20 protein-coding genes are annotated in these 18575 nt (G+C 67.1%); 5 read left to right on the plus strand and 15 right to left on the minus strand.

The window, feature by feature from the left end:
* Positions 1-7: 7 nt before the first annotated feature.
* A complete protein-coding gene (locus HL671_RS24500) occupies positions 8-2080 on the minus strand; it encodes a pseudouridine synthase (RefSeq protein WP_172239442.1) in 2073 nt (690 codons plus the stop codon).
* 131 nt (positions 2081-2211) lie between these two features.
* Here HL671_RS24500 and HL671_RS24505 point away from each other — a divergent pair, with 131 nt between their 5' ends.
* On the plus strand, positions 2212-2658 hold the full coding sequence (locus HL671_RS24505; protein WP_172239444.1) for a nucleoside deaminase: 447 nt from the start codon (positions 2212-2214) through the stop codon (positions 2656-2658).
* Between the two features lie 12 nt (positions 2659-2670).
* Here the strand turns inward: HL671_RS24505 and purD are convergent, their stop codons facing one another.
* The 4 genes from purD to HL671_RS24525 form a co-directional block, all read right to left on the minus strand.
* Positions 2671-3954 (minus strand): phosphoribosylamine--glycine ligase, encoded by a 1284-nt coding sequence (purD, locus tag HL671_RS24510; RefSeq protein ID WP_172239446.1) that lies wholly within the window; start codon positions 3952-3954, stop codon positions 2671-2673.
* 68 nt (positions 3955-4022) lie between these two features.
* Positions 4023-4337, minus strand: coding sequence for a winged helix-turn-helix domain-containing protein (locus HL671_RS24515; RefSeq protein WP_012041938.1), 315 nt, complete (start codon positions 4335-4337; stop codon positions 4023-4025).
* Positions 4338-4342: 5 nt separating this feature from the next.
* Entirely contained in the window at positions 4343-4891 is a 549-nt protein-coding gene (locus HL671_RS24520) for a hypothetical protein (protein WP_012041937.1), read from the minus strand.
* A gap of 13 nt (positions 4892-4904) precedes the next feature.
* On the minus strand, positions 4905-5828 hold the full coding sequence (locus HL671_RS24525) for an alpha/beta hydrolase (protein WP_172239508.1): 924 nt from the start codon (positions 5826-5828) through the stop codon (positions 4905-4907).
* A gap of 197 nt (positions 5829-6025) precedes the next feature.
* Here HL671_RS24525 and xseA point away from each other — a divergent pair, with 197 nt between their 5' ends.
* Complete coding sequence (gene xseA, locus HL671_RS24530; RefSeq protein ID WP_172239448.1) at positions 6026-7636, plus strand: exodeoxyribonuclease VII large subunit; 1611 nt, start codon at positions 6026-6028, stop codon at positions 7634-7636.
* A 72-nt stretch (positions 7637-7708) separates the two neighbouring features.
* Here xseA and HL671_RS24535 read toward each other — a convergent pair whose 3' ends face one another.
* Entirely contained in the window at positions 7709-8536 is an 828-nt protein-coding gene (locus HL671_RS24535) for a dienelactone hydrolase family protein (RefSeq protein ID WP_172239450.1), read from the minus strand.
* A 179-nt stretch (positions 8537-8715) separates the two neighbouring features.
* Between HL671_RS24535 and HL671_RS24540 the strand changes: the two genes are divergently transcribed.
* Positions 8716-8943, plus strand: coding sequence for a DUF2093 domain-containing protein (locus HL671_RS24540; RefSeq protein ID WP_012041933.1), 228 nt, complete (start codon positions 8716-8718; stop codon positions 8941-8943).
* Here the strand turns inward: HL671_RS24540 and lpxK are convergent.
* From lpxK to HL671_RS24570, 6 genes are read right to left on the minus strand one after another with little or no spacing between them, the layout of a single operon-like run.
* Positions 8913-9950, minus strand: coding sequence for a tetraacyldisaccharide 4'-kinase (lpxK, locus tag HL671_RS24545; protein WP_172239452.1), 1038 nt, complete (start codon positions 9948-9950; stop codon positions 8913-8915). The two genes, HL671_RS24540 and lpxK, sit on opposite strands and share 31 nt — an antisense overlap.
* Complete coding sequence (locus HL671_RS24550; protein ID WP_172239454.1) at positions 9943-11250, minus strand: 3-deoxy-D-manno-octulosonic acid transferase; 1308 nt, start codon at positions 11248-11250, stop codon at positions 9943-9945. The genes lpxK and HL671_RS24550 overlap by 8 nt, the downstream gene beginning before the upstream one ends.
* Complete coding sequence (locus HL671_RS24555; RefSeq protein WP_172239456.1) at positions 11243-11980, minus strand: lysophospholipid acyltransferase family protein; 738 nt, start codon at positions 11978-11980, stop codon at positions 11243-11245. Before HL671_RS24555 ends, HL671_RS24550 begins: the two co-directional genes overlap by 8 nt.
* 17 nt (positions 11981-11997) lie before the next feature.
* Positions 11998-12237: a DUF4170 domain-containing protein gene (locus HL671_RS24560; RefSeq protein WP_009031572.1), complete on the minus strand. Its 240-nt coding sequence runs from the start codon at positions 12235-12237 to the stop codon at positions 11998-12000.
* Positions 12238-12294: 57 nt separating this feature from the next.
* Positions 12295-13041: a 3'(2'),5'-bisphosphate nucleotidase CysQ gene (locus HL671_RS24565; protein WP_012041929.1), complete on the minus strand. Its 747-nt coding sequence runs from the start codon at positions 13039-13041 to the stop codon at positions 12295-12297.
* Positions 13042-13099: 58 nt separating this feature from the next.
* Positions 13100-14494: a TldD/PmbA family protein gene (locus HL671_RS24570; RefSeq protein ID WP_012041928.1), complete on the minus strand. Its 1395-nt coding sequence runs from the start codon at positions 14492-14494 to the stop codon at positions 13100-13102.
* A 283-nt stretch (positions 14495-14777) separates the two neighbouring features.
* Between HL671_RS24570 and HL671_RS24575 the strand changes: the two genes are divergently transcribed.
* Positions 14778-15302, plus strand: coding sequence for a DUF6101 family protein (locus HL671_RS24575; protein ID WP_041750459.1), 525 nt, complete (start codon positions 14778-14780; stop codon positions 15300-15302).
* On the opposite strand, the gene ubiA is transcribed toward HL671_RS24575, so the two are convergent.
* From ubiA to HL671_RS24590, 3 genes are all read right to left on the minus strand, one after another.
* A complete protein-coding gene (gene ubiA / locus HL671_RS24580) occupies positions 15303-16235 on the minus strand; it encodes a 4-hydroxybenzoate octaprenyltransferase (protein ID WP_172239458.1) in 933 nt (310 codons plus the stop codon).
* Positions 16232-16903: a hypothetical protein gene (locus HL671_RS24585; RefSeq protein ID WP_172239511.1), complete on the minus strand. Its 672-nt coding sequence runs from the start codon at positions 16901-16903 to the stop codon at positions 16232-16234. Before HL671_RS24585 ends, ubiA begins: the two co-directional genes overlap by 4 nt.
* Before the next feature lie 272 nt (positions 16904-17175).
* Positions 17176-17604 (minus strand): hypothetical protein, encoded by a 429-nt coding sequence (locus HL671_RS24590; RefSeq protein ID WP_307769014.1) that lies wholly within the window; start codon positions 17602-17604, stop codon positions 17176-17178.
* 203 nt (positions 17605-17807) lie between these two features.
* Between HL671_RS24590 and HL671_RS24595 the strand changes: the two genes are divergently transcribed.
* Positions 17808-18560 (plus strand): 16S rRNA (uracil(1498)-N(3))-methyltransferase, encoded by a 753-nt coding sequence (locus HL671_RS24595; RefSeq protein WP_012041923.1) that lies wholly within the window; start codon positions 17808-17810, stop codon positions 18558-18560.
* Positions 18561-18575 lie beyond the last annotated feature (15 nt).

Genomic DNA, 18575 nt, shown 5'->3' on the forward strand with positions numbered 1-18575 from the left:
CACCACCCTACTCGTCCTGCGGCGTGATATCGCGCTTGCCGTGATAGCCGCGCTTCGGCCGCCGCGGCGGACCGGGAAAGCGCGCCTCGGCCTCGTGGCGCGCGCGCGCCTCCTCGCTGCCGGTGCGCTGGACCAGCACGCGGCGGCCCTTGCGGTCGGCGACGACCTCGCGCTTCGGCTTGGGCTTGGGATCCGGCAGCGGCTCGCGATTGCCTGTGCCCGCCGGACCGAGATCCGCACCGGACTGCGCGATCACCTTCTCGCCGAGTTGCTCGCGCAGCACCCGCGTCTTGACCTCCTGCACCTCGCCCTCGGGCAGCTCCAGCAGCTGGAACGGACCATAGGAGACGCGGATCAGGCGGTTCACCTCGAGGCCGAGATGCGCCAGCACGTTGCGCACCTCGCGGTTCTTGCCTTCGCGGATCGCGACGATGAGCCAGACATTGGCGCCCTGGTCGCGCTCGAGCGTGGCTTCGATCGGGCCGTATTTCACGCCATCGACCTCGACACCCGCGGCGAGCTGGTCGAGCTGCGCCTGGGTGATCTCGCCATGGGCGCGGACGCGATAGCGTCGCGTCCAGCCGGTGTCCGGCAGCTCCAGCACGCGGGCGAGGCCGCCATCATTGGTGAGCAGCAACAGGCCTTCGGTGTTGAAGTCGAGCCGGCCGATCGAGATCAGCCGCGGCAGGCCTTCGGGCAGATTGTCGAACACGGTCGGGCGCCCCTCGGGGTCGCTGTGCGTCGTCATCAGGCCGCGCGGCTTGTGGTACAGAAACAGCCGCGTGCGCTCGCGCTGCGGCAGCGGGGCGCCGTCCACCTGGATGACGTCGTTCTCGGTGACGTCGAGCGCCGGCGAGTTGATGACGCGGCCGTTCACGGTGACGCGGCCCTGCGTCACCATTTCCTCGGCATCGCGGCGCGACGCCAGGCCGGCGCGGGCCAGCACCTTGGCGATCCGATCGCCAGCCTTGCCGGGCTTCGGCGCCTCGTCGGGCACGACGCGCTTCACACGCTTGTCGGTCTCCGGCTTGCGCTTGCGATAGGCACCGCGGCCGCCAAAGGCCGGACGCTTGGCGAAGACCCTGCTGTCGTCCTCATTGTCGCGGCGCGGACGATCGCCGAAATCGCCACCGCGGCGCTCGCTGCGCGGATGCTCCTGCCAGTCGGTGCGCCCTTCCGGACGGCGCGGACGATCGAACTTGGGCTTGTCGAATTTGGGTCTGTCAAACTTCGGACGATCCTCGCGCGGACGATCGGACCGCGGACGCTCGAAGCTCCGGCCGCCCTCACGCGGGGCACGCGGGCTGCGCTCCGGACGATCGCCATCCGCGCCGCGCTTCTGCCAGGGCTTGGTCTCGCCGCGCTGCGGCCGATCCCCGAACTCCTTGCGCGGCCCACGCGGTCCTGCTCCGAATTTGCGCTCGCCGCGATCCCCTTCAGCGCCGCGCGAGAACTTGCGTTCTCCGCCAAATTTGCGCTCCGGGCGATCACCGGTCCGCGGCGGCCGGTCCCCGAAGCTGCGGTCTGCACGCGGACGATCGCCGCGGTCACGCGCACCCTCTCCGCGCGGCGTATAGGGCCGCTTGTCGCCGTCACGCTCTCGCCCGGCGTAAGGCTTGCGCTCACCGAACTTGCGCTCGGACGAGCGGCCCGCCGGGCGGGCCTCGTCGCGATTGGCGCGCGGCGTATAGGGGCGCTTCTCGCCACTGCGCTCGTCACGGTCGAATTTCGGCCGGTCGCCGCGCGGCTTGAAGGCGCGCTTCTCGCCATCGGCAGCCCGCGCCGGACGGGCGGCAAACGGCCGATCGCCGCGCGGACGCTCATCGCGGTTGAAGCGCGGCTTGTCGCCATAGGATTTGCGCGGCGCATCGCCGTCGTCGCGACGGCGCGGGGCGCGGCCGTCGTCGAACGAGCGCTTGCCCTTGGCGCCAGCGTCCTTGTCACCGAAGCCGCGCTTGGCGAACTTCTTCTCCGGCCCGCGTGCGGCGCCCGAGCGTCCCTTGCCGCCTTCGGACCGCCCCCGCGGGGCGCCGCCGCGGCGGCCGCGGGAATCGTTGTCTTTGTCGGTGTCACGGGGCATGAAGGTCTCGCTTCGAGGTGCAGGACGATGGGTGATACGCGCGCTCTGAGCAGCGCATGTCACGCAGGAAATCGGGGTCCGGTTTTGCTGAAGGGCGATGCAGTAGCAGACTTGGGCGGATATTACGAGCCATGAAGAGCCCTTCTTTCATGGATTTGGCGCTGAAAGCGGCCGAATCGGCCGCAATTTCCGGCGAGGTGCCGATCGGCTGCGTCGTGGTCCGGGACAATGCTGTCATCGCCACCGCCGCCAACCGCACTTTGACCGATCGCGATCCGACCGCCCATGCCGAAATTCTGGCGCTCCGCCAGGCCGCGCAGGTGATCGGCAGCGAGCGGCTGGTCGATTGCGATCTCTACGTCACGCTCGAGCCGTGCACGATGTGCGCTGGCGCCATCTCCTTCGCCCGCATCCGCCGGCTGTATTACGGGGCGGCCGACCCCAAGGGCGGCGCCGTCGAGTCCGGTGTCCGCTTCTTCGCCGCGCCGACCTGCCATCACGCGCCGGAGGTCTATTCGGCCGTCGGCGAGCAGCAGGCGGCCGAGATGCTGAAGGCGTTCTTCAAGGCGCGGCGCTGAGATTGCGCGACGTCAGCCGCCGGCCTTCTCCTGCGCCAGCGCCTGCCAGGCGATGTCGCGGCGGCAGAAGCCGTCCGGCCATTGGATGAGGTCCACGGCCTGGTAGGCGCGCGCCTGGGCTTCGGTGACCGTCTTGCCGCTGGCGCAGATGTTGAGCACGCGGCCGCCATTGGCGAGGATGGCGCCGTCCTTGGCGACCGTGCCGGCATGGAAGATCTCGACGCCCTCGACCTTGGCCGCCGCATCGAGCCCCTCAATCACGCTGCCCTTGGCGTAGTCGCCCGGATAGCCCTTCGCGGCCATCACGACGGTGACGGCCGCATCTGGAAACCAGCGCAGATCGAAGTTCTTCAGCTGCCCGTCGCAAGCGGCCAGCATCGCCGGCACGAGATCCGACATCATGCGCAGCATCAGCACCTGGCATTCCGGATCACCGAAGCGGACGTTGTATTCGAACAGCTTGGGGCCCTGCGCCGTCAGCATCAGACCCGCATAGAGGATGCCCTTGAACGGCGTGCCGCGCGCATTCATGCCGTCGATGGTCGGCAGGATGATCCGCGACATGATCTGATCGTGGATCTCCGGCGTCACGAACGGCGTCGGCGAATAGGCCCCCATCCCGCCGGTGTTGGGCCCCTGATCGTGATCGAACACCCGCTTGTGGTCCTGCGCCGATGCCAGCGGAATCGCGGTCTGGCCGTCGCACAGCGCGAAGAACGACACCTCGCGGCCCTCGAGAAACTCCTCGATCACGACCTCGGTGCCAGCAACGCCGAAGCCGCCCTCGAACATCATCCTGACGGCGTCCTCGGCCTCGGCCAGCGTCTTGGCCACCACCACGCCCTTGCCGGCCGCCAGGCCATCGGCCTTGACGACGATCGGCGCACCGTGCTCGCGGACATAGGCGAGAGCCTCCGGCGCATTGTCGAACCGGCAATAGGCCCCGGTCGGAATGCCGTATTCAGCGCACAGATCCTTGGTGAACCCCTTGGAGCCCTCGAGCTGCGCGGCGAGCTTGCGGGGCCCGAAAATCTTGATGCCGGCGGCCTCGACATCGTCGACAATTCCGGCCGCGAGCGGCGTCTCCGGCCCGACCACGACGAGATCGACCTTGTTGGCCTGGCAGAACGCGATCACGCCAGCATGATCGGTCACGTCGAGCGAAACGCATTCCGCCTCCTTGGCAATGCCGGCATTCCCCGGAGCGCACCACAGTTTGGTGAGCAGTGGAGAGCCGGCAATCTTCCAGGCGAGCGCATGCTCGCGACCGCCGGAACCAATCAGGAGAATGTTCATCGTCGATGCCGTCGCAGGGTGGGTCAATTCGGAGGTCCCAATTGCCCGGCCCTCGCAACAGAGTCAAATCATGGCTCGGGCGGTTTCGCCGCGGCACCGGCAATGATTTCCTGCAGGCCCGCCACATGGCGGGCGAAGGCGGCCCGGCCCGGGCCGGCCAGCGTGACCGTCGTCTGCGGTTTCTTGCCGACAAAGGCCTTGTCGACGGTGACGTAGCCAGCCCGCGCCAGCGTCTCGATATGGGCGCCGAGATTACCGTCGGTCGCCCCCGTCAGCTTCTTCAGCCGGACGAATTCCAGTCCTGTCCCTGCCGGCAGCGCATTCAGGGCCGCCATGATCCGGAGCCGCAGCGGCTGATGGATGATCTCGTCGAGCTCCGCCAACGCCGTCAGCTCCGCCGCATCCAGAGACCGCCGATGATCAGGCCGCCGCCATTGACGAACGCCATCCAGAGCGGGAATGCCGCGCCGATGAAGATGTAGCCGATCAGGGTCAGGACGGTGACGCAGAGCCCGAAGACCGTGAAAGCGATGCCGAACCATAATCCGGCAAGACAGTAGAACAGCATGAAATAGATCGGCCAGAACGCGCCCATCTCGCGCGGCCCAAAATGGCCGATCGTCTCGACGAAGAAGCCGAAGGCAAACAACATCACGAAGGCGAGCAGCGACCTGACATCGAAACTGCTCATCCCCCGCCGGGTTTTCTCCGTGGCGCCCAGCACGACCGATCCGCCGATCGCCAGCACGTAGACCGACAACCACGCTTTGTCGGCGTAGTGAGGCGTCAGATAGGTCACGAGATTACCGGCAAACACCAGCGCGCCCCACAGCACCATCAGCAGGCTGGACAGCCTGTAGATCTGCGATTGGCGCACGCGCCTGGTCATGTCCTCGATGTCGTCAAGCGCGCGTGCGGCTTCCAGGCTGTCGATCATGCGCGTGACCCCTCTAGCGCGTAGCCACGTCCTCGGCGATCGCGCTGACGGCCTGCGGCGCCGACACGATCTCCATGTGATTGACGCCGGGGATCAGCCTGACGTCAACGGCGGGCGCCACCGCATGCACAGCGTCGGCATATTTGTCGGCCTGCATCAGCTCATCATCGGCGCCCGCGATCAGGGTCACCGGGTGCTTCGCCGCGGTGAGATCGGGCTTGTAGCCGCGCGTCGCGAAATTGCGCAGCAGGCGGTAGCTGTAGGTCGAGGCGACATATTTCTCGGAGTTCGGCCTGACGGCGAAGGCCAGCGCCGGCAGCGCCTCGCAGCACGACACGCCGATCCGGCTCAGCAGCCCGAGCGCGAGAATGCGGGGAATGTCGGGGCTGGCCCAGCCGCCGGAATTGTCGCGGTTGGTCGGGGCATCATAGCCGAGATAGGGCGAGAGCAGGATGGTGCGCGCGAATAGGTCCTGGATCGGCGCGCTCGCGGCGCGCAGCGCGAAACCGCCACCTGCGGAATGCCCGAGCAGCACGATAGGCTGGGCCGGAACCGATTTCCTGACCTCCGTGACGAGGTCGGCGAGATCGTCCTCGAGCTGGCCGAGATAGCCGATGTCGCCGCGGGTGCCGGAGCCGCCGTGGCCGCGAATGTCGGGGGCAAACGTGTCGATGCCGTGGGCGGCGAGCCCGTCGGCGAGGGCATGCACGGCCACGCTGGAGCCCGACGAGCCGTGGACCAGGATGGCGATCTTTCCGACCGGCGTCGCCCGTGCCGGATAGTGGCGATAAGCGAGCTCAGTGCCGTCGCGGGCGCTGAAGCGCTGCAGGGCCGGCATGGTGCTGCGATCAACACGTCCGACGGTCTCCGAGATCGACTTCAGCTCGGGCGGATGCACCAGCGGCGTTGCGATCATGCCGCCGAGAACCAGCGCCAGAGCCCCGGCGAGGCCGAGGCCCCAGCCAATGAGCCGCCCCACGATCGTGATGCTCTTCCGCATGGCCTCTCTCCCTGCCCGGCCTTATATAGAGTACTCTATAATACAGAGTTATCGAAAAGCCAACGGCTTGATTGGCGATCGGGACCGAAAGCTCCTACCTTGGCAGCTGCTCCCCCAATCCGAATCAGCGATCGATGCCGCCCGCAGAAGCCCTGCCCAACGCGCCCGAATTTACCGTCTCCGAACTGTCCTCCGCGCTGAAGCGGACGGTCGAGGACCAGTTCGGCCATGTCCGGGTGCGCGGCGAGATCACCGGCTTCCGCGGACCGCATTCCTCGGGCCATTGCTATTTCGCGCTCAAGGACGAGAGCGCCAAGATCGAGGCGGTGATCTGGAAGGGCGTGCACGGCCGCATGCGCTTCAAGCCCCAGGAAGGGCTCGAGGTCATCGCCACCGGCAAGCTCACCACCTATCCGAACTCCTCGAAATATCAGATCGTCATCGAGGCGCTGGAGCCGGCCGGCATCGGCGCGCTGATGGCGCTGATGGAGGAGCGCAAGCGCAAGCTCGGCGCCGAAGGCCTGTTCGATCCCGCCCGCAAGCAGCTGCTGCCTTGGCTGCCCGAGGTGATCGGTGTCATCACCTCGCCAACCGGCGCTGTCATCCGCGACATCCTGCACCGGTTGGAAGACCGCTTTCCCCGCCACGTGCTGGTGTGGCCGGTGAAGGTGCAGGGCGAAGGCTCGGCCGAGCAGGTCGCGGCCGCGATCCGCGGCTTCAACGATCTGCCGGAGGACGGCCCGATTCCACGTCCCGACGTGCTGATCGTCGCGCGCGGCGGCGGCTCGCTGGAGGACCTCTGGTCCTTCAACGAGGAGATCGTGGTTCGCGCCGCAGCCGAGAGCATGATCCCGCTGATCTCGGCGGTCGGGCACGAGACCGACGTGACCCTGATCGATTTCGCCGCGGACAAGCGGGCGCCGACGCCCACGGCCGCTGCGGAAATGGCGGTGCCGGTGCGCAGCGAGCTGATGCAGGAGGTCGCGAGCCTCGCCCGCCGCGTCAGCGTCTGCTGGCAGCGCAGCCAGGAGGGCCGCCGCAACGAACTGCGTGCGGCCGCGCGCGCCCTGCCCGGAGCAGCCGAGCTGCTCGCCATTCCGCGGCAGCGGCTGGATTCGGCCGCGGCAAGCCTGCCGCGCGCGCTGAAGACCAACACCAATGTGCATTTCCGCCAGTTCGCGGCGGCCAGCGCCAAGCTGACCTTGCGCGTGCTGCATGGGCAGATCGCGCAGGCCGATCATCGTCTCATCGTGTCCTCGGAGCGGCTGTCACTGTCGGCGCGGGCGCTGCTGCACCGGCGTCGCGAGCGGTTCGAAGCGCTCGACGCCCGCTTCAAGGCGTCTCGCCTCGCTTATGCCCAGGCCAAGCGACAAGCGATCGCACGCGAGCGCGACCGCACCGAGCGGCTCGCGGATCGCGCGGCCCGCGCGCTGGCGACGTCGATCTCGCGGCTGTCGGCGCGCGTCGACCACGCCGGCCAGCTGCTGGCGGCGTTGTCCTATCGCAGCGTGCTGGCGCGCGGCTTCGCCCTGGTCCGCGATGATGCCGGTCACCCGCTGCACCAGGCCGCAAGCATCGGCCCCAACGCCGCGCTCTCGATCGAGTTCGCCGATGGCGTGGTCGCAGCGACGGCCGCTGCCGGCCGCGCGGCACCAGTGGCAGCGCCGCCCAAGACCGCACGCGAGACCAAGCCGGCGGCAGCGAAGCGCTCACCCGATCCGGCCGATCAAGGCAGCCTGTTCTAGCGTAACTCCGACTGGAAGAGCCGGAATCGGTTTTTTTTCGAAAGATCGTGCCCCAGCAAACAGCTTGGAGCATCAACGCGCCAGCCAGTCGGAGACGAGCTTCTGGGCGTCGGCGCGGGCTTCGGGATCGGAGCCGACATGGCCGCGCTCGGGCGCCGCCGCATCACTGCCGGCCACCATATGCACCGGCAGATTGACGCGGTCGAAATCGTGATAGGCGCCAGGATAGACCACGATCCGCGTCAGCGCGCTGCGGCCCCGCGCACCATCGATCATCTGCCGGCAGGCCGGTGGCGAATAGACGTCGTCCATGCCGCCGATCAGGATCAGCGTGGGAACCCGTGCGCTCCAGCCGAGCCCCGACGACGCGCGGCAATCCGGGTAGAAGGCGACCGCCGAGCGGAAGTCTGGCGAGACATGGTCCGGCAATTGCGGCCGCACGGCCCACAGCAGCGCGCTCGCGCCGCTCGCCCAGCCCAGCAGGCTGACGCGATCCGGCATCACCCAGGATTGCTGGGTCAGCCATTTCTGCGCGGCGACGATATCGGCGACGCGTTCGCGGCGGCCGCTGATGCGGCGTTCCTTGACCCGGCATTGCGGTCCCAGGCCACGCGAGCCGTAGCTGTCCGGTAGCAGCACGGCCTTGCCGTCCTTGACGAGTTCCTCGGCCCAATCGCGGTAACGCGGCAGCACGGGATCGGAGCGGCCGGCAAGCCCGCCACAGCCGTGCAGCGCGATGACGACGGGAAATGGTCCCGCACTGCTCGGCCTGTAAAGCTGCGCATGCAGCACGTAGCCGGCGGACGGGATCTCAATGGCCACGGGCGCAGGCAATGGCTCCGCAGCGGCTGAGGTGATCACCGCACAGAGCAGGGAGAGGACGGTGATGAGGGAGCGCATCAAACCAGCCGGGCACGACGAGCGGCAGAGATCCAAAATTCTAGCTAGCACGGAGTTTCCGGCCGAAGCATCACAAATCAGTGGGTTTGCGGAAGCGACAGCGGCCTCCATCTGTGTTAGAAATCAACGAAGTATGACCTTCGTGCGCTCGTCGGCGTACATGGATGGAGATCACGGACGTGCTCAACAAGTTCGGCCCCTCGGGCCAGGGGGAAGCGCAGGTGCAGTATCTGGATGGCGACTTCCGCGTGATTTCGCCAGGAAGCTACGTGCGATGCGCCGTGACCGATGCGCGGATCCCGCTCGATGAGCTGAAATATTGGAGCGTCGATCTGCAGGAGGCCTATGCGCTGCCGAGCGCGGTGCTGCAGCGACATTATCCCGGCGCGCTCAAGGCGAATGGCTGACGCTGCCGCGCCGACGCGAGCCGGTGCGCGACCAAGCTGCGCAAGGCCGTCGGATCGCTGAATTGCAGCGTCACAGGAAACGCCGTGATCACCGGGTCCGATCGGCCCAAAATGCGATGGCCGCGAAGCCGGGCCAGATCCTTCTGGGTTGTGACCAGCGTCGCGCCTTGATGCCTGGCTTTGTCGGCCAGCGCGGCGATCTCATCGGTTGAAAACGGATGATGATCGGGAAACGCACGCTCGCCCACGACGTCGAGCCCGCTCGCACGCAGGGTCCGAAAGAAGCGCTGGGGATCGCCAATGCCCGCGAAGGCGAGCAGCGGCCGCCCGGCCAGCGCTGCGACCACCTCGGGGTCCGGCTGCAGATGCGCTCTGAAAACCGGCTTTCCCGCTGCGGTGACGCGGGCTGCGACCGCCTCACCAGCGGCGCCGCTGCCGACCACGATCAGCGCGTCGGTGCGCGCGAGCTGCGGCGGCAAGGGCGCGCGCAGCGGTCCGGCTGGAAACACCCTGCCATTGCCGAGCCCGCGCGCGCCATCGATCACGATCAATGCGAGATCCTTGGTGAGCGACGGGTTCTGAAAGCCATCATCCATGAGGATCACGCTGGCGCCTTGCGTCTTCGCCAGCCCGACGCCTTCGGCGCGATGGCGCGACACCACGACAGGCACGTGGGCGGCCATCATCAGCGGCTCGTCGCCGACGTCAGCGGCCGCGTGGATGGCGGGATCGACCGCCACCGGCCCAGCCAGCCGGCCACCATAGCCGCGGCTCAGCACGACCGGGTGCTCGCCGAGCTCGCGGAGCAGAACCGACAGCGCCAGCACCGTCGGCGTCTTGCCAGCGCCGCCGACATGAAAATTGCCGACGCAGATGACGGGAACTCCGGCATCGAGGCCACTCTGCGCCATCCGATGTGCGGCGATGGCGCCATACAGCACCGAGAGCGGAGACAGCAGCAGCGATTGCCAGGCGTGCGGCCGGTGCCAGAAGGCCGGCTCACGCATCTCGCGCGGTCCCCATCTCCAGCCTGACCTGCAGGAGATACGGCTCCAGCGCAGCCATCGTTCGCTCCAGCGCGCCGCCGAGCTGATTGACGACGCGCGAGCCGGCAGCGACCAGGCTGTTGCCCGCCTCGGGATCGGCCAGCAGATGTCTGAACTGCCGGACCAGAGCCACCTGATCCTGGGCGAGACGGGCGCCAGCCGCCGAATCGAGCGCTTCGTAGACTTCGGCGAAATTGAAGACGTGGGGTCCGTGGACGATGGCTCCGCCGAGCTTGACGGCCTCGATCGGGTTCTGGCCACCATGCTCGACCAGCGAGCCGCCCATGAACACGATGGAGGCCAGCCGATAGAACAGCCCGAGTTCGCCGATCGTGTCGGCGACATAAATCTCGGTTCCGGCCAGCGGCTGACCATCGCGCGACCGCAGGCCTGTCTGCAGGCCGGCGCCGGCGACGAGATCGGCGATCGCGGATCCACGTTGAGGGTGCCGCGGCACGATCACGGTGAGAAGGGACGGCAAGGCGCTGGACAGCGCCTTGTGCGTCGCGATGAGCATCTCCTCCTCACCCGGATGCGTGGAGGCGGCGACGATCACCGGGCGGCCGCGCGTCATCGCCATCAATCGTTCGAGCTTGACCGGATCGGCCGGCGGCGCCGGCACATCGAGCTTGAGATTGCCCGTCGTGATCACATTGCGGGCGCCGAGCGCGGAAAACCGCTCGGCATCGGCCTGCGACTGGGCCAGGCAAAGGTCGAAACGGCCGAGCAGCGCGGAGATCGTGCCGGACATGCGGCGCCAGCGCGGGAACGAGCGCGGCGACATCCGTCCATTGATCACGACCATCGGCACCCGCCGGGAGGCGCCGGCGAGGATCAGATTGGGCCAGAGGTCGGATTCGATGAACAGCCCGAGCGATGGGCGCCAATGATCCAGAAACCGCTCCACAAAACGTGGCGTGTCATAGGGGACGTATTGATGGATCACATCCGGCGGGAAACGTTTGGCCACGATCGCGGCCGAGGTCACCGTTCCCGAGGTGAGCAGGATGCGGATGTTGAGCGCGCGCAACCGCTCGATCAGCGCCGCCGCCGCCAGCACCTCGCCGACGCTCGCGCCGTGAATCCAGACCAGCGGTCCGAGCGGGCGCGTGTCGTGGCTCAGGCCGCGGCGTTCGTCGGTCCGCTCCGGATCTTCCTTGCCGTGCTTGAGCCGCTGCCTGATCAAGGCCGGCGCAAGCGGCGCCGCCGCCGAGGACAACCCGCGGTACACGCGCAGGGCCATCGGGAGCGTGTTAGCCACTGGACGCCCCCGTCACGGGCGGCGGGCAGGCATCCGGGCGGCCAACGATCTGATAGGCGCGGCGCATGCATTCGTTCAGCGTGGCTTCGAGGTCGAGGCGCGCCTGCTCCATCGCCGCGGCGTCGGCATCGCGCGGCACGCTGATTTCCTTGATCCCCACCAATGCGCCGCGGCCAAAGGGCAGATTGATGGTGGTGCTGTCCCAGTTCTTCAGGCGGATGAAGCGGCTCGTGACCATCGCAAAGGGCATGATCGGACGTCCTGATTCACGCGCGAGCATGATGATGCCGAGGCCCGCAATCCGCGCACGCTTCGGCACATCCGCGGTCGATGCTACGTTATAGTTGTCTTCCAGGGCGCGCACCATCTCCTTGAAGGCCCCCACCCCGCCTTTCCGGTGGAAGGAGGACCCGTGGTCCCCCGAGCCGCGAATGGTTCCGATGCCGAGCCGCTCGACGGCGATGGCGTTGAACTCGCCGTCGCGATGGCGGGAGATCAGCACCTTGGCGCGGTAGCTCGGCTTGTTCCGGATGAACGGTGTCAGGAGATGCTGGCCGTGCCAGAAGGCGAAGATCGCCGGCATCTGCGGCTCGACGATGTCGTAGACATCCGCCGGATCATAGGTGAAGCGGTTGGTGAGCCAAACCAGGCGCAGGTACTCGGCCGCGAGAAACCCAACGGCGCGCTGGAACCAGCCGCTACGCAGCATATTACGGACGAGATGTTTCAAGTCGAAAGCTTTGCGTCTTACTTCGCGTCCTGACCGGGATCGAGCAGCCGGTGCAGGTGGACGATGAAATAACGCATATGGGCGTTGTCGACCGTCATCTGCGCCTTGGCTCGCCATGCCGCGTGAGCCGCCGCATAGTTCGGATACACGCCGACAATATCGACCTTGTCGAGATCCTTGAATTCGTTCTTGTCGAGATTGATGAGTTCGCCGCCGATCACGAGGTGAAGGAGCTGCTGCGAGGCGCTATCTGTCATCGGTACCATTCCTAATCGGCGCCTTGCTGGCGAGTGGAGCGTGCGATCCGGAGCCGTTCAGCCTGGCGGTAAGCGGCGGTATTGCGCGACGATATCAGCATGTCGGTCGCGGCCCGCTGCTACCAGCACCCCGTGCACCACTTCCGGACGATTATAGAGGATCGTCTCGCCGGACAATGCGGTCATTTTACCTCCCGCTTCCTGCACGATCAGATGAGCCGCCGCAAGATCCCAATCGCGGCTTTGCCCGCCTGCAAAAGCGGCATCGAGCGCACCGTGCGCGACACGACACAGGCGCAGCGCCAATGATCCGATTCGGGGATGGAGTTCAATTCGGGCAAATTGCGGAGCCAGCTTCTCAACCAGCGGTTTGGGGCCCGCCACGCGCGCAAAGTCCAGTGCAGTCCCCTGGGCGGCCTGAACGGGCTGGTCGTTGAGCGTGGTGCCCTGTCCCAGGCCTGCGAAGAAGAACTCGCTGGTGACAGGGGCATAGACGGCGGCCAGGATCGGCGACTGGTCCTCGACCAAAGCGACGCTCACGCACCAATCCTGGCGGCTGGCGAGAAAGGACCGGGTGCCGTCGATCGGGTCGACGATCCAGACCCGCGACCGGTCGAGCCGATCGGAATCGTCGGCGCTTTCTTCCGACAGCCAACCGTAATCGGGCGTGGCCGACCTCAACCGGCGTTCGAGAAGCTCGTTGACGGCCATGTCGGCCTCGGACACCGGGGACGATGCCCCCTTGGTCCATTTGCGCAGCTCGGTGCCGAACATCGCGTGCGCCAGCTCGCCAGCCTCGCGCACCGCCTGCTTCAGAAGCCCGGCATCCGCCGCAAGGTTCGTCCCGGCCGGTTTCTCGATCTCAGCGTCCGCCAAGCGTCAACCCTTCGATGCGCACCGTCGGCGCATTGACCCCATAGCGGAACTCCAGGTCGCTGGCGGGCGTCATCGATTTGAAGATCTCGAACAGATGACCGGCGATCGTCACCTCGCTCACCGCATAGGTGATCTCGCCATTCTCGATCCAGAAGCCGGACGCGCCCCTGCTGTAGTCGCCGGTGACGCCGTTGACGCCGGAGCCGATCAGGTCGGTAACGTAGAAGCCCTGCTTGATGTCCGAGATGAGCTCCTTGGCCGTCACCACGCCTGCTTCGAGATGCAGGTTGAACGGACCCGGCGATGGCGAGGACGACACCCCGCGATGGGCATGCCCGGTCGTGGCCAGCCCAAGCTCGCGCGCCGTCGCCGAATCCAGCAGCCACGTCGTCAGGACGCCATCGTCGACCAGCGCGGTCTTCTTCACCTGGACGCCCTCGGCGTCGAACGGTTGCGAACGCAGGCCACGCGGACGCAGCGGATCGTCGATGATGCGGATGTCCTTGGCAAACAGCTGCGCGCCGAGCTTGTCCTTCAGGAAGCTGGTCTTGCGCGCGATCGAAGCGCCGTTGATAGCGCCGACGAGATGGCCGACCAGCGAACCGGACACCCGCGGATCGAACACGACCGGCACCTGGCAGGTCGCGACCTTGCGCGGATTGGCGCGCGCCACGGCACGCTCACCGGCGCTGCGGCCGACCGCCGCCGGGGCCAGCAGATCGGCGCCGTGCGGCGCCGCCGTGTAGTCATAGTCGCGCTCCATGCCGGTGCCTTCACCGGAGATCGCGGTCGTCGAGATGCTCTGGCTTGAGCGCAGATACGCGCCATGAAAGCCGTCGCTCGTGACCAGCACCATGCCGCCGATGCCGGCCGAAGCCGACGCTCCGCCCGATTTGGTTACGCCCTTGACCGCCATCGCCGCAGCTTCCGCCTCCTGGGCACGCCGCTCCAACTCGGCGATCACAGGGATCTGCGGATCGAGAAGGTCGAGCTCGGGAATGTTGCGGGCCAGCAGCGCGGGATCGGCGAGGCCGACATATTTGTCGTCGGGCGCCACGCGGGCCATGGCGACGGCCCGTTCCGCCAGCCGTGCCACACCGTCGCCGCTGACGTCGTTGGTCGACACCACAGCCTGGCGCTTGCCGACCAGGACGCGCAGCCCGACATCGTCGCCTTCGGAGCGTTCGGATTCCTCGACACGACCGTCGCGGACCTCGACGCCCTGGGAAACGCCGCGCACCGCGATCGCATCGGCGGCATCGGCGCCGGCCTTCCGTGCAGCCTCGACCAGCCGCTGGGCGAGCGCCGTGAGCGCGGACTGATCGAGAAGATCGGAATGAACGGAGGTCGACGAAGCAGGAGCTGAGGGGGAAGAGGTCACGAACAAATTCCGATCGATGTCTGGTGGCGACGAGGACGACTCAATCCAAACGAAATGTGGCCTGTTCACGCCGACTTCAAGCAGGCAGGCGGACGGCACGTCGGATTGTCGGCAAATCGGCAAGGTCTCGTCAATCATGCGGGGCAAGCGCTTGTCAATCATGACGGTAAGAGGATCATGCGTCACCGCTGATTAACCAGGCTTCTTAAGCTGAAACGGGCGGGGTGCGTGGCAAGGTCTCACGCATCGACCGGGAACATAATCCCGGCGGGGAGACCAAGCCGTGAGGCGTCAAACAGCAACAGGCGGAAGCCATTCCGCAGGGTCGGGCCGCGCCGTGCGGCTCGACCCTCTTTCCCTGCCCGTCTCGTTCAGCGCGCACGATACCCGTGCCGATGGCGGAATCCGGCAGGTCGAACTGCACCGGGAGCGCGTGGTGCTGCGCCGTGCCGTCAGCGGCATGCGCATGGCCGTGAACCTCCGCGTCAGCGACTTCCTCGGCATCGCGCTTCGCGAGCTCGACGACTCGCGGATGATGCTGGTTCTCGTCCACCGCGACCCGTCGCTCACCATCCCTCTCTGCGTCGACGACGACCCGAGCGAGATCGCTGCAGCCTGGGCGATGTGGAGCGAAACGTTCGCGCTGCCGCAGCTTCAGGACACGCACAGAGAAGCCGCGCCGCGCCGCCGTCGCCGCAACGCGATCCGCGACCGCCGTCCGCGTTTCCTGATGCGCCGCCGCGTCGGCCACCTGCTCAATCCGGCGTCGATCTATCGCGGCGAACGCGAGATCATCGCGCGCAACTGATCACAGTACGCGCAAGACCGCGTCGACCAGCAGGGCTGCGAACAGCAGCAGCCCGGCATCGCGATTCGACTTGAACACGCGCAGACACAGCGCCGGATCGGCGGTGTCGAGCCGGTGGACCTGCCAGCCGAGATGGGCCGCGAAACCGGCAAGCCCGATCCAGGCAGCCACGCCAGCGTGGGCAGTGACGAGCGCGGCGCCGATCAAGACCACGGCCAGCCCGTAGAAGAGGATGAGCGCCAGATGCGTGCGGTCGGCGAACAGCCGCGCCGTCGACTTGATGCCGATCAACGCATCATCCTCCGCATCCTGATGCGCGTAGATCGTGTCGTAGGCGATCACCCATGCGATCGAGCCGGCGTAGAGCAACAGCGCCGTGGCATCGAGGCGGCCGAAAGCGACCGCAAATCCCATCAGCGCGCCCCACGAGAAGGCGAGCCCCAGGACCATCTGCGGCCACCAGGTGATTCGCTTCATGAACGGATAGATCGCGACAATGACCAGCGATGCGATCCCGGTCAGGATCGCGAAACGGTTGAACTGCAGCAATGCTATCAGGCCGATCAGCGCCTGCGCGACCAGGAAGGCCAGCGCCTGCTTGACGCCGACCTGCCCGGCCGGGATCGGCCGCGAGCGCGTGCGTTCCACCTTGGCGTCGAGATCGCGGTCGGTGATGTCGTTCCAGGTACAGCCGGCCCCCCGCATCGCGAACGCGCCGACGAAATACAGCGCGATCCAGGCCGGCAGCATGGTGAGCTGTCCCGACATGCCGGCCGCCAGCGCGGCCGACCACCAGCACGGCATCAACAGCAGCCAGGATCCGATCGGGCGATCATAGCGGGCCAGCCGCAGATAGGGCCGGCTCCAGACGGGCGCCAGCGTGTCGACCCAATTGCCGGTCGCGTCAGCAACGCGGACGGCGGTGTCGCTCATCGGGTGAGAACGTTGCCGGTCATGGTGTCGAACGCCGACCCGCCCTTCTTGCCGGTGTTGGCTTCGGGCAGCGCGGCGGAGCTCCCCAGCACATCGCTCAGGCTGGGCGCGGCCGGGCTGCCCCGCGTCTGCATCTGGGCGGCCACGGCGCAAACCTTCTTCTCAAGGGCTTCCGTACCCTTGTGACCCGTCTTCAGCTGTTCTGCGATCTGCTGCGGAATGCCGCAACTTGCAGCATGCGCTTCGACATATTTGATCATCTTCACTTCGGCCTTGCCGAAATTTCCGATCAGCTTGCAGGCCTCATCCGGAGAGGCCTTGCGGTCGCTCGCGGCCTTGATCAGCTTGCCGCGCCGCTCCGCCTCTTCGCGCAACGGGATGAATTCCTTCATGCAGTTGTCCGGCGGACCGCCCTGGGGCGCGGCCATGGCGGGCGGCTGGAAACCACCACCGCCGCTGCCGAACGCCGGCGCTCCGGTACTCGGAAAGGCGGTGGGCGCCGCCGCCGGCGCGGCAGGCCTGCCACCGATCGGTGGAAAGGCCGAGCTGTTATTGGCGGCAGGGCGGGATTCACCCGGCAAGGCCGGGAATGCGCTTTGTGCCAGCGCCGGCCCCGAGCAGAGGCCGATCAGCACGGCAAGCGACAGCAACGAATGGCGGGCGATCAAGGGCTGGTTCTCCGGCAAGACCAAAGTTCCTCAAAACTTCCGGACGAAAGCACGATCCGATCCGGGGCCTTTTACGATTCCCGCCCGCTTGGCACAACCGCGGAGTTTGTCACCTCTGCGGCGCAGGGACGCAGCTCCGCCTCAGAATGGCCACAGATTCCTCGTCCTGGGCGGAGCGAACCGCAGAGTTGCGAACTCTACGCAGAATCCGGCTCCGACCTGTCGTCAGCGACAATCCCATCCCGGCATCGCCGGAACAAGCCGCCTCCGGATCACGTCGCCGTGCAGACCTTCCGCATCACGGCCAGGGTGTTTTCGTGATTGGCCTTCAGCTGATCCGTGATCTTGGGCGGAATCCCGCACGTCGAGGCATGTGCAACCGCGTAATCGATCATCTTCGTCTGAGCCAGCTCATACTCATGGACCAGCTGGCAGGCCTCGCCAGGCGCAAAGCGACGCTCGGTCGCCGCCTTGATGAGCTTGGCGCGGCGGGCTGTCTCGTCCCGCAGCGGCGTAAACTCCTTCAAGCAGCTTTCAGGGGGGCGAAAGCCGGCAGTGGCCGGCCCGCCGGGGCCGGCGGCCCGCGGCGGGGTGGCCGCCCCCGCCTGCCCCGCGACCGCCTTGTCGTCGGCGCGACAGGCCCCGGTGAGCGTGAGCGCGATGATGGCGGCGAACGCCCAGGTCCAGTTCTTGTCGATCACCGGCTGTTCTCCTCGCCAAGGCGTCCCGGACGCCGCCGGGACATCGCGTCCGAACACCGGACGGCCACCACGTCGCTGCCGATCCAACCGGTAAAATCTGTCGACAGCGCGGCCAAAAGGCGCCATCGCCAATGCGGCCGGGCGCGGGTCATCCGCCTGCTTCGGCGCTGGTAGGGACGCCTTTTCTTCACGGTCGAAGCAACATGCCCGAATACGACTTCAACGCGCCGCGCCTGTATGTCGATGCGCCCCTGCAGCACGGCGCCCATGTCGAATTGGACCGCGACCAGAGCAACTATCTCGGCAATGTGCTCCGCCTTGGCGCCGGCGGCCGCGTCCTGGTCTTCAACGGCCGCGACGGCGAATGGCAGGGTCTGATCGGCGGCCGCAAGCGGCCCGACAGCTTGACGATCGAGCATCGGACCCGGCCACAAGACCGGCTCGCCGACCTCGCTTATGTCTTCGCGCCGCTGAAGCACGCGCGGCTCGACTACATGGTCCAGAAGGCGGTCGAAATGGGCGTCTCGTCGCTTGCGCCGGTGATCACACGGCACACCCAGGTGTCCCGCGTCAACGGCGAGCGCATGCGCGCCAACGTCATCGAGGCGGCCGAGCAATGCGGCATCCTCAGCCTGGCAGAGGTGCGTGAGCCGGTGTCGCTCGAGCGTTTCTTGGCGCAGCGCCCGCCGGACCGCCTGCTCGTGTTCTGCGACGAGGCGGCTGACGTCGCCGATCCGCTGCAGGCGCTGCGCGGCGGCAGCGATTACGCCGGCATCGACCTGCTGATCGGTCCCGAAGGCGGCTTTGCCAGCGAGGAGCGGGAATTGCTGCTGCGGCAGCCACTTGTACTCCGGGTCGCGCTCGGGCCGCGCATCCTGCGCGCCGACACTGCGGGGGTGGCTGCCCTCGCCCTGATCCAGGCCACTTTGGGCGATTGGCGCAGTCAGAGCCGTTAAGGCCCGTCCCCAATT

Source organism: Bradyrhizobium denitrificans, from assembly GCF_013179005.1.
GTDB lineage: Bacteria > Pseudomonadota > Alphaproteobacteria > Rhizobiales > Xanthobacteraceae > Bradyrhizobium > Bradyrhizobium denitrificans.

Bases quoted from the DNA above. Each gene is read 5' to 3' on its own strand.
- HL671_RS24500 (WP_172239442.1), bottom strand. From the start codon at position 2,080: ATGCCCCGTGACACCGACAAAGACAACGATTCCCGCGGCCGCCGCGGC.
- HL671_RS24505 (WP_172239444.1), top strand. From the start codon at position 2,212: ATGAAGAGCCCTTCTTTCATGGATTTGGCGCTGAAAGCGGCCGAATCG.
- purD (WP_172239446.1), bottom strand. From the start codon at position 3,954: ATGAACATTCTCCTGATTGGTTCCGGCGGTCGCGAGCATGCGCTCGCC.
- HL671_RS24520 (WP_012041937.1), bottom strand. From the start codon at position 4,891: ATGATCGACAGCCTGGAAGCCGCACGCGCGCTTGACGACATCGAGGAC.
- xseA (WP_172239448.1), top strand. From the start codon at position 6,026: ATGCCGCCCGCAGAAGCCCTGCCCAACGCGCCCGAATTTACCGTCTCC.
- HL671_RS24535 (WP_172239450.1), bottom strand. From the start codon at position 8,536: ATGCGCTCCCTCATCACCGTCCTCTCCCTGCTCTGTGCGGTGATCACC.
- lpxK (WP_172239452.1), bottom strand. From the start codon at position 9,950: ATGCGTGAGCCGGCCTTCTGGCACCGGCCGCACGCCTGGCAATCGCTG.
- HL671_RS24560 (WP_009031572.1), bottom strand. From the start codon at position 12,237: ATGACAGATAGCGCCTCGCAGCAGCTCCTTCACCTCGTGATCGGCGGC.
- ubiA (WP_172239458.1), bottom strand. From the start codon at position 16,235: ATGAGCGACACCGCCGTCCGCGTTGCTGACGCGACCGGCAATTGGGTC.
- HL671_RS24595 (WP_012041923.1), top strand. From the start codon at position 17,808: ATGCCCGAATACGACTTCAACGCGCCGCGCCTGTATGTCGATGCGCCC.